The organism is Proteus faecis (assembly GCF_030286765.1).
In the GTDB taxonomy this organism is placed as follows: Bacteria; Pseudomonadota; Gammaproteobacteria; order Enterobacterales; family Enterobacteriaceae; genus Proteus; species Proteus faecis.
Window position 1 is genome coordinate 95,728 of the sequence record NZ_JASVWV010000009.1, and the last position, 11,913, is coordinate 107,640.

Annotated in this window: 6 protein-coding genes and 1 pseudogene; all 7 read right to left on the minus strand. The window is 39.1% G+C overall.

All coding sequences use genetic code 11. The features are described 5' to 3' along the window. Nucleotides 1–27 precede the first annotated feature (27 nt). Nucleotides 28–3,258 carry an autotransporter Pta gene (gene pta / locus QSH13_RS12525; RefSeq protein ID WP_286039229.1) on the minus strand — a complete coding sequence of 1,077 codons (3,231 nt, stop codon included), beginning with the start codon at nt 3,256–3,258 and terminating at the stop codon, nt 28–30. A 450-nt stretch (nt 3,259–3,708) separates the two neighbouring features. After that, nucleotides 3,709–5,127: a cell division protein FtsP gene (ftsP, locus tag QSH13_RS12530; RefSeq protein ID WP_109396218.1), complete on the minus strand. Its 1,419-nt coding sequence runs from the start codon at nt 5,125–5,127 to the stop codon at nt 3,709–3,711. Nucleotides 5,128–5,512: 385 nt separating this feature from the next. Continuing rightward, complete coding sequence (locus QSH13_RS12535) at nt 5,513–6,262, minus strand: 1-acylglycerol-3-phosphate O-acyltransferase (RefSeq protein ID WP_109396219.1); 750 nt, start codon at nt 6,260–6,262, stop codon at nt 5,513–5,515. A 65-nt stretch (nt 6,263–6,327) separates the two neighbouring features. Then, nucleotides 6,328–7,053 carry a DNA gyrase C-terminal beta-propeller domain-containing protein gene (locus QSH13_RS18590; protein WP_369961596.1) on the minus strand — a complete coding sequence of 242 codons (726 nt, stop codon included), beginning with the start codon at nt 7,051–7,053 and terminating at the stop codon, nt 6,328–6,330. Nucleotides 7,054–7,104: 51 nt separating this feature from the next. Then, a pseudogene (parC, locus tag QSH13_RS12545) lies at nt 7,105–9,285 on the minus strand (DNA topoisomerase IV subunit A); the annotation flags it as partial. A 31-nt stretch (nt 9,286–9,316) separates the two neighbouring features. Continuing rightward, the gene (parE, locus tag QSH13_RS12550) at nt 9,317–11,212 is read right to left on the minus strand and encodes a DNA topoisomerase IV subunit B (RefSeq protein WP_109396221.1); all 1,896 of its coding nucleotides are present in this window, start codon (nt 11,210–11,212) and stop codon (nt 9,317–9,319) included. Between the two features lie 124 nt (nt 11,213–11,336). Further along, nucleotides 11,337–11,912, minus strand: a complete 576-nt coding sequence (gene yqiA, locus QSH13_RS12555; protein ID WP_109406927.1) for an esterase YqiA — start codon at nt 11,910–11,912, stop codon at nt 11,337–11,339. Between the last annotated feature and the right edge of the window lies 1 nt (nt 11,913).

Genomic DNA, 11,913 nt, shown 5'->3' on the forward strand with positions numbered 1-11,913 from the left:
CAATATCAAAAAAATAACAAATAAGATTTAGAAATTAACTTTCAGTGTTGCATTAATACCACTTGAGCTTATATCACTATTATATTGACCTTGGTAAGAAATACCGAAAGTTGTTGATTTGCTTAATTGCGCATCAACACCAAAGCCAACACCAAATAGATTATCCAGTTTGCCACCACGTAATGTTGCATCACCAGAATTTGACAAGAAGAGGTGTGATTCAGGGCGATTATCACCAAATAAATGGCTAGCAGAAATATCGCCTTTTAAAGCCATATTAACGTTGCCAGCCATAAACGGATATCCACCACGTAAACCAATAGTACCGACTTGAATATCTTGTGAATCAGTCTTAGTGGTAAATTTCATATTACCGACATTTTCATTGATATCATCAGTTGATACACGCAACCAGCTAAATCCTGCATATGGCTCAATAGCGTATTGATTAGTATTAAATTGAGTATAAGCACCTTCTAAGAAGATTTGAGTAATTTTTGCATCATAACTTGTAGAGTTATAACCTGCATTTTGTCCTACCCAAAGTGTTCTTTTTGCATCTCTATCTTGGTTAGTATGTGTGAAACCATAATTTAATGAAGCCACATCATACAAATTAGACACCCCATAAGCACCAATATGGATATCATTGCTGTCTATTTTACCGTGTTCATTACCTTTATATTTGGTTGAACCTGCACCAAAGAAGAGACCCGCTTTCGTATTTTCAGTCACATCAATTTCTGCGCCTAATAACCCTGCATAGAAATCAACATCCATATTGCTATGACCATAATCAGTATTACCCCATTGGCCAATACCTGTCATCCAAATACGTGCGTTACTGCTATCCAATGTAGCATAGCGACCTTGACCAATACCCATAGCTTGATCTTTCACTGTACGAGTTAACCCTAAAACATTTACGACACTCGCACTGTTTGCATTAAGGTACATATCGCTCCCCAATGAATTATAAGTCTTGCTCAGATCTCTTTCATTCATTGGTAATACTGCATTGAATAAATCGCCACGACCTGTGCTATCCAATGTATTCGCAATAGAGCGACCATTTTCATTGTTAGCAAAAGTGGCTAAAGAGGTATTTTCTTTTTTACTTAATGTACCTGTAATTGTGTTGTCTTTTACAGAAACATTTTTATCAAATAACGCATAGTCACTATTTGCAACCACGCTATTATTCGCTAACATTTTTGTTTTAGTACGATTATCAACTAAATTGTCTGCATTAACGGAACCTGTCGCAACAGTATTGTTCAGATAAATATCTTTTAACTGACCTTCATTATCTGCACCAACATCTAAATTTGCCCCTTTATTTAAGGACATATCACCGACATTAACATCATGCCCAACGGTCACCAAATATGTACCTTTATCATTAATATTAATATTAGCTTTATGACTCTCATTTGATGCCAATTGGCCTTGTTGTGTAAAGGTATCGTTATAGCGATCAATAACACTTAATTTACCGCCATTAACATTAACAGCTTCAGTGCCAAACGATTCGGTAAAGCCATATAACGTTCCTTGCTCGACTGTTGTACCGCCACGATAAGTATTATCGCCAGTCATCACCAATGTGCCTTCACCTTTCTTAACTAACGCACCATCATATAAACCGGCGTCAATTTTAGCTTGAATAGCATCAGCACGTTTTTGGTAATACTCTTTACGCCATTTTTCAGCATCTTCTTTACTTACAATATGCGAGGTTGGATCTGGATTACCATCATTGATAACAAAATCCGTTCCTAGATTATAATCACCACCAGCAGCAATGCCTTTATCTGTATATTCCTTCAGCCATGCGAGATCTTCTTGTTCACGTAAATCTAATGCGGTTTGTGAAATATCATTTGTCCAGACATCAAGCGGTGTCATGCTTAAGTTATATTCAAATTTACCTAAGAATTGCCCCGGGCCATACATCCCTTTATCTAAATCTGGTGTACCCCAACCATAACGCACATCCGGCGTACCTTCAGCCGCAGTCCAACTATCATATAAAGATCCATCTGGGTTACGGTGATTGGCCGTTGTAAACATCACATCACGCACTTGCATCGCATTCATAGAGCCGTAACGAGACATTAATACGCCCATTGCACCAGTCACATGAGGTGCTGCCATGGATGTACCACTAAAGGTATCCCAACCTGCATTTCCCTCTTCATCAACAACTGACGAATAAATGTAACGACCCGGAGCAACCACCGTCCACCATTTCGCATTCCCCGCTTCATTAAAGATTTTTTCTAATTCATAACCTGACTTGTCGGCATTCTGTTTAAGACCGGCAACAGCGATCCAATGTTTTTCTGCTTCAGGATTAAAATAAGGATAAAGAGGACGATAATAAGGCTGGGCAAAATCGCGATTACCGGTTGTAAAGACTTGAACAACATTTGTGCCTTTTACTGCATCATAAGCGGCATCAACAAAGGATGGTTTATCACCATAGACTTTTTTAAAGTAGAAATATTCGTATTCTGTTTGTGCAGTAGTATCTACAGGCATATGTTCGGTGGTATTACCACCATCTGGGCCTTTAGTCGGAACTGTATTAATAATTCGAGGGTTAGTACCCCAGCTATTATTAATCACCTGAGCGCCTGCATCAACCATCGCTTTCCAACCAGTATAGAAATAGGTGTAATCTTGATAAGGGCCGTAGTTATTGCTATCTGTTGCCCCCGTATTTCCTAAATAAACATCAGCACCCCATGCAACCCCATGCATGCCATTACCGTCACGGCTTGCGCCTACCGTGCCTGTCACGTGTGTTCCGTGTGTATCATTCACACCTTTGATCCAGCCTCCATCAACATCAAAGGCTTGACCTTTTTCATAATGCCCGCCCAATTTTTGAGGATAGCGCATACCTGTTGAACCATATTGGCCTTTGGCTTTAACAGCATGGAAACGCGCATCATTTAATTCAGGATGTGATAATAATGCACCTGAGTCCATCACACCGATTTTGGCACCTTGCCCATGAAAACCAAGCGCATAAGCACTAGAGGCATTCATCGCAGCAAGTCCCCAGTCTTTTTGATACTCTTGGCTTTCCCAACTTTTTGTATCACCTATTTGCCCAGCTTCTGAATATGCCACAGAATATCCAGAAAAAAGCAACGCTGATGCAACAAGAGAAAGTTGGAATACATTTTTATTTATTTTATTTTTTTTATTCATTTTGTGATGATGACTTAAAGCTATTTCTTTGTTCATTCTGTACCTTCAGTTATATTAAAATTTAATAACATTAATTAAGGATCAAAAATAAAAGACGTGAAGATTCTCTAGTTTCTAGAAAAATAATTACTTGAAGGGCATCTCAAAAATATGATTTAACACCATAAAAATAGATAGATTGACTACATAATCACAAATTAATAGATAGATTAAACAAGAATAGAACACTTTTTATTATATTACAAACAAGCAAAATTAACCTATTTCAATATTAGCCTCATTAATGACAATATTTAAGTCAACTAAACAAAGAGAACTTAAATAAATAAACAAAATATCAAATTGATTAACAATTTGTTTTTAAGAATACTTACCTCTATTTAACTTTAGTCTAAAAAAACAATCTAGATTATTTTTAATATAAAAAAACAGTATCTTTATTTTAAAAATACTGTTTTTCTTTTAATTGAATGTTACTACTGTTCTTTATTCTAAAGGCGTGACTTCCATTTGACCTACCATACCTTTATCTGCATTTTCTAATAACTGGCTATAATACAGGAAAGGGAAATGCGAATAAGAAGGCTGTTTTAGTTCCACTAGCAATTCACTTTGATTCTCAATCCAAACAGTATCTTTCCAACCAAAATCGGCGGGTGCAGGTTTCTGACCATTATGATTAATCACTTTAAAACGGGCACCTTCAATATGGAATGGTTGCGGTGTCGGTACTGTTACAAGCCAACGCTCCCAGCCATTTTGCTTACCCACTAAATCAATTCTTGAAAGTTCCCAACGAGCATTATTTATTCCCGGTGGACTGTTATGCAGTTGAATAGTTCTAGGCTGAATAGAGGTAGTAATTTGTGTATCATCTACCGCTAATTGCGTAGGAACTTTGTCTGTCATTAATGACATTAATCCGGTTGGTTTAATAGTTAGTATATTGGTATTACGTAATAAATCAGAAGGCTCAAAAATACCACGGAGCCTATCCATAAAGCCGGCACTTTGCCCTGCGGTAATGGTGACGTCACCACCTTCAGACATATCAACCAATATTTCACGTCGCTCCCCAGGAGCCATTGGAATTGATTTCAATTCTACAGGGGATGTTAATAACCCCTGATCAGAAGCGATAAGGTAAAGTGAACGACCATCATTTGCAGTGAGTTCATAACGACGAGCATTAGATGCATTAACTAAACGTAAGCGGATCCAACCTCTAGAGACTTCAATATAAGGATCTTCACGTCCATTAACTAGCAATGTATCACCATAGAAGCCATCACTAGCAGCTTCTTTGTCGTATTGTGGCGTGCCAAAATTATCAATCCGTTTATCTTGAATAATGATCGGAAAATCATTCACTCCATAATGTTTTGGTAGCGGTAGGGATTTGCTCTCTTCATCTTCCACAATCCACATTCCGACCAATCCATTATAAACATGAGGAGCCATTTTAAACGGCGTATTGGCGTGATACCAACATGTTGTTGCTTTCTGACGAATAGGCAATACCGGCGACCAATAAGCTCCAGGTGACATTAGTCTTGCAGCCCCGCCGACTTGAGTGCCCGGAACTAATAAGCCACTTACCGTCATTGATACCGCTTCATTAAGGCGGTTACTATAAATCAGTTTTATATCATCGCCACTTTTGACTTTGATTGTCGGTCCCGGAGTTGAGCCATTGATCCCCCAAACTTCCGCTTTTTGAGTACCATTAAACGCCCAATGCACATTTTGCAAAGTTAAGAACAGTGGCTGACCACGACGCGATTCCAACAATGGCGGTATAGGTAATTTTTTATCATTAACTGATTCAGCACGAACAGAAGATATAGAGCCCAGACATACCGCTAAGCCTGTAGCCTGAATAAACTGGCGACGACTAAATGACATACTTTCTCCGCAACAAAATACAAATATTCCTATTGCATAATCAAAATGCTGTGACAGGAAAAAAGCTGCTGTGATTTAAAGACAAAAGGACTTAAATGAAATTACGGGAGCATAATAGCGCGGATGTGACATAAATCCTAAAAATAGTTGATAACCAGCACGCTAAATAATTCAAAATGCAGCTAGGCAACAACTGGAATACATAAAAATATATACTCTAAATAATTTAAGGTGCAACTAGGCGACAAGTGAGTGAGTCGCTAGTCACATACATAAGTGTGTGACTAGTGCAAATGAGCTTAGTCAACAACGTTGCACCTTAAAGTATGACGAATATATGAAGATCAGGCTTATATTCGTACTAACAAAGAAACTAAAAGAAGTATTAATTTAACTTACCGGGAAAATCACGTTTATTCATTTCTTCAACTTCTCTATCTAGCTCTTCAATTTTCGCTTTCATAATTTGACGACAATCTTCAGCTAATTCTCGAACTTGATCTTTGGTGTATTTTGAAACATCAATTGGAGGTAACATTTCAACAATAACGTAACCATTATTCCAACGGTTTAGCTTGATCTTACCCTGCGTTGTTGAAACACAAACAGGAATAATCGGTACCCCCGCTTGAATGGCAGCATGGAATGCCCCCGTTTTAAACGGTAATAATCCACGGCCACGGCTACGAGTTCCTTCTGGGAACATCCAAACAGAAATCTTCTTCGATTTAATTTGATCAGCAACTTGTGAAATAGTGCCATGCGCTTTAGAGCGATTTGCTCTATCAATTAAAATATTCCCCGTGATCCAATACAATTGACCAAAAAAAGGAATAAAAATTAAGCTTTTTTTACCTACTGTAACGGTATTAGGTTGAACCGCATTTGACATCGTTACCATATCAAAATTATTTTGATGGTTTCCGATATAAATACTTGGACCATAACTTTTTGCTTCTTTTGGAAAGCGCTCAACGAGTTTGATACCAAAAATAGTAGATAACTTGCCGAATAAGCGTCCATAAGTCATTACATGCTTAGGATTTCTTGGTGAAAACATGCAATAGATCATTCCAAACGTCACCACAATAATGGTGTAAAGAATGACAATGATGCCTCGAATAATGGCTAACATAAGTTTTAGCGTCCTAAATAGAAGTGGGTCAACCAGACCCACTCAATATCAATTAAGTATTAGATTTAATTTGTTTCAATATCAATATGATCGATAACTTGAGCACCACGAGGTAAAGAGGTTCCTCGACGTCCACGTTTTGCTTTAAAGCTAACTAGCTCATTCATCGACATGGTTATTTTACGTTTACCAAAATGCAGTGTAACAGAGGCATTTTCAGGTAATACACGTAACCAAGCGACATTATCTTCACCACTTGCGGCTTGTGACGCCGGAATAGAAACCATTTGATTTCCTTTTCCTTTTACCATCGTTGGTAATTCCGATGCTTCAAAAATCAGCATTCTACCGCCTTTAGTAATGATCATAATGAGATCAGTGAGCTCATTGTTCAAGCGTTGTGGTGGTAATGGTAATGCATTTTCAGGTAAAGTCAGTAATGATTTTCCTGCTTTATTTTTAGAAGTTAAATCATCAACCTGACAGATAAAACCATAACCAGCATCAGATGCCATTACGATCTTATCCGTATTTTCGCCCATAACAACATGACGTAATTGTGCACCTTTCTGGACTTTTAATCGCTCAGTTAGCGCATCACCTTTGCTACGTCCCGAAGGTAATGCATCAACATCAACGGTGTAGCTTTGACCTGTGGTGTCAATTAAGTGTACTGGTTGATTACTCATCCCTTCAACAGCATCAAAATAATCATCACCGGATTTAAAACCAACCGATTTAGCATCGATACTATGTCCTTTTTGACAACGAATAAGTCCTTTTTCAGACATAATGACGGTAACTGCTTCAGGATGTAGATGTTTTAACGGAATAGGTTCATCACCCGCATTACCGCTAAAATAGTTGATCTCTTCTGCTTTAAGCACTTCTTGCTGACCATCAACAGTAAAGATTAATGCTTCATCTTTAGGTGCAAACAGCATTTGTTCAATCACATCACCTTGTTCTTTTCCTAAAGCAACAAGACGTGTACCACGTCCTTTTTTATTCATTTCATTCAGTTGTTCGGCTGAAATGGCTAAAATACGTGTTTTATCAGTGATGATAATAAACCAGTGTTGCTCATTTTTCTTTTGAGGATCAACTAAGAGTGGTGCTAATAATTCAGTCTCTTCAGAAACGGTTAGTAGCCCTTTACCTGTTTTATTCTTCGTTTCCATCTCATCGTAGGAAAGAACTGAGCCATAACCTTCTTTTGTTGCCAGTAAATATTCTTGTCCCGCACTTCCCGCTAACATGTATTTCACACTGGCTTCAGGTGGGAAAGTTAACTTACCGGTTAATGGTTCGCCTTGGCTACGTCCTGAAGGCATATCATTTGGACTCAAGGTATAGCTTCGCCCGGTGGAATCAAGGAACAGAACAGGCTGATTACTCATACCTCGTACGGCACTGTGATAACTATCCCCAGCGCGATAACTCATGCCTCTAGGATCAATATCATGTCCTTTTGCATTACGTACCCAGCCCATTTCAGAAAGTACAATGGTGACAGGCTCTGATGGCAACATATCTTGCTCATTCACTACTTTCGCCTCTTCTTGAGGGCGGATAGGTGAACGACGATCATCACCAAATTCTTTTGCGTCGGCTTCAATTTCTTTTTTCAGTAAAGTATTTAAACGACGTGGTGAGCTTAATAATTTCTCAATACTATCGCGTTCTTTTTCAAGCTCATCACTTTCGCCTTTTAGTTTCATCTCTTCCAGTTTGGCTAAATGACGTAAACGTAATTCTAAAATAGCTTCAGCTTGAATATCAGATAACTCAAAACGACGCATTAATTCTGCTTTTGGCTCATCTTCATGACGAATAATTTCAATCACTTCATCAATATTGAGATAAGCAATTAATAAACCTTTGAGGATCTCTAAGCGACGTAAAACTTTTTCTAAACGATGATTTAAGCGGTTTGTCACTATTTGGCGACGATAAACTAACCATTCGTTTAAAATAGTCAGTAACCCTTTTACTGCTGGGCGGTTATCTAACCCAATCATATTTAGGTTAATGCGATAACTTTTCTCTAAATCAGTATTCACAAACAAGTAGTACATCACTTGTTCTAAATCGACGCGATTACTACGAGGAACAATAACAAGTCTAGTAGGATTTTCATGATCAGATTCATCACGTAAATCTTCAACTAAAGGCAGTTTTTTTGCTCGCATCAATGCAGCGATTTGCTCAAGTACTTTGGCACCAGAAACTTGATGAGGTAATGCCGTGATCACCGCACATCCTTCTTCTTTCTGCCACACTGCTCTCATTCTGACAGAGCCACGTCCTGTTTTATAAATCTTTTTGATATCGTCTTGAGCAGTAATAATTTCAGCTTCAGTCGGATAATCAGGGCCTTGAACATATTGCATCACGTCAGATAACCCTGCATCAGGGTTATCTAAAAGCATGACTAAAGCTTGCCCTATTTCACGCGCATTGTGCGGTGGAATGTCCGTTGCCATCCCAACAGCAATACCCGTTGTGCCATTAAGCACAATATTAGGTAAGCGTGCTGGCAACATTTTCGGCTCTTGCATCGTGCCGTCAAAGTTAGGGATCCAATCTACCGTACCATGACCTAATTCACTCAATAATGTTTGTGAATATTTAGAAAGGCGTGACTCGGTATAACGCATCGCAGCGAAAGATTTTGGATCATCCGGTGCCCCCCAGTTACCTTGTCCATCAATTAACGGATAACGGTAAGAGAACGGTTGAGCCATCAGTACCATTGCTTCATAACATGCACTATCACCATGCGGATGATATTTACCTAGCACGTCACCAACAGTACGGGCTGATTTTTTAAATTTAGCGGTATTACTTAAACCAAGCTCTGACATCGCATAAACGATGCGACGTTGCACAGGTTTTAGCCCATCTCCAATAAAAGGTAATGCACGATCCATAATGACGTACATGGAGTAGTTGAGATAAGCATTTTCTGTAAATAAGTGGAGCGGTTGGCGCTCTACACCATCATGAGTCAATTCACTCATTCAATTTTTCCTCAGACTCTTGTGGTATCCATTACACTTCGATGTCAACTTCATCGCCCTTCTCTTGTAACCAATTTCGGCGATCTTCAGAGCGTTTCTTCGCTAACAACATATCCATCATGCCTAAGGTTTCTTGATAATTTTCATCATCAATCACCAATTGCACTAAACGACGCGTATTAGGATCAAGCGTTGTTTCACGCAGTTGAAGAGGATTCATCTCCCCCAAACCTTTAAAGCGCTGTACGTTAGGCTTTCCTTTTTTACGACTTAAACGTTGTAAAATGGCATTTTTTTCTGATTCATCAAGGGCATAATGAACTTCTTTACCTAAGTCGATACGGTAAAGTGGTGGCATCGCCATATAAACATGCCCTTCCTTAACAAGAGCCGGGAAATGGCGCACAAATAAAGCACACAATAAAGTTGCGATATGTAAACCATCCGAGTCCGCATCCGCAAGAATACAAATTTTACCGTAACGCAGTTGGCTTAAATCATCGCTATCAGGATCCATACCAATTGCTACCGAAATATCATGGACTTCTTGTGACGCTAACACTTCATCTGAAGAGACTTCCCATGTATTTAGGATCTTACCGCGCAAAGGCATAATCGCTTGATATTCACGATCTCGAGCTTGTTTAGCAGAGCCTCCTGCAGAGTCCCCTTCAACCAAAAATAGCTCGGTGTAACGTAAATCTTGAGAAGTACAATCAGCCAATTTACCCGGCAATGCTGGCCCTGAAGTGAGTTTCTTTCTCACCACTTTTTTAGCTGCTCGCATACGACGTTGAGCGCTACTAATTGCCATTTCAGCAAGTAATTCACCGACTTGAACGTTTTGATTTAGCCATAAGCTAAAAGCATTTTTTACTGCATTTGCAACAAACGCACTCGTCTGTCTTGAAGAGAGTCGCTCTTTGGTTTGCCCTGCAAATTGGGGATCTTGCATTTTCACTGATAATACATAAGCACAACGCTCCCATGTATCATCAGCGGTTAACTTAAGGCCTCTTGGTAGTAAATTACGGAATTCACAAAATTCACGCATTGCATCTAACACACCTTGGCGTAAACCATTTACGTGTGTACCACCTTGAACTGTCGGAATTAAGTTAACATAGCTTTCAGTGAGTAGATCGCCACCTTCAGGTAGCCATAACATAGACCATTCAACGGCTTCATTATCTCCTTCAAATTTACCTGTAAAAGGCTCTTCAGGAAGGCGAACAAATTCAGCAACAGCTTCACTTAAATAATCGGTTAAACCATCAGCGTAACACCAATTTTCTTGGGTGTTGTTTACTTTATCGACAAAAGAAACATTCACGCCCGGGCACAATACCGCTTTAGCTTTTAATACATGAGATAAGCTTTTAGAAGAAAAACGAGGAACATCAAAATAAGTCCCATCAGGCCAAAAATGCACACTCGTTCCTGTGTCTCGTTTTGCACAGGTGCCAATCTCATGCAACTCTTCAACTTTATCGCCATTTTCAAAGGCTATTTGGTAAATTTTACCATCACGACGAACAGTTACTTCAATACGTTTTGAGAGGGCGTTAACAACCGAGATCCCCACACCATGCAACCCGCCAGAAAATTGATAGTTTTTATTAGAGAATTTTCCTCCGGCGTGGAGGTGAGCAAGGATTAACTCGATAGCTGAAACCTTAAGTTCCGGGTGAATATCGACAGGCATTCCTCGCCCATTATCGATAACTTCGATAGATTGATCTGCATATAAAATGACATCGACCTTCGATGCGTGTCCCGCAAGCGCCTCGTCCACGCTATTATCTATCACTTCCTGTGCCAAATGGTTCGGTCTTGTTGTATCTGTATACATCCCTGGACGGCGACGTACAGGCTCTAGACCATTAAGAACCTCAATATCCTTTGCGTTATAACTTGATTGAGTCATTGTTTTAATCTGCGGTTCGCTGTTAGAAAAATACTGTTTATAATAACAGGTGTTGGCGGCAATATGATATTAATTTTCGGATAGATACATCAACCTACGTTTTACAGGTTAATCAACCGAAAGGCTAAATTATCTTTAAAAATTGAATAATTTTCGGAAAAAAACGTTCAAAACCCACAAAAGCATGGTTTCCATCCGATTCTATGGTTTGCCTACACGCGCCAAGATATGAGACAGCTTGGCGATAATCAAGTATTTCATCTCCAGTTTGTTGAAGCAACCAAATAAGTTCTGGTGATGTGATTGTGGGAATACGCAAAGCAAGTAACTCATCCATATGATGAGGTTCTAGTTTATATCTTTGATGTGTATACGGATTTTCGTTCTCACCCAAGAAATCTTGCAAAAGATCGAAAGGGCGTATCGCAGGATTAACAACCACAGCGGGTAAATGAAAACGTTGAGATAACCAAATAGATAAATAGCCACCTAATGATGAGCCAATTAATCCAAGCTTGTCATCAGCTCTCTCTTTAGCTAACGATTCAATTAGCTGAGCAGCTTCTTGAGGATAAGGTGGCAATTGAGGTACTAACAATTCAATTTCAGGATGTGTTGTTTCAAGCCATTGGCGAAAAGCCTGTGCTTTTGCTGATTTAGGTGAGCTATTAAAACCATGTAAATAAAGAATACGAGGCATA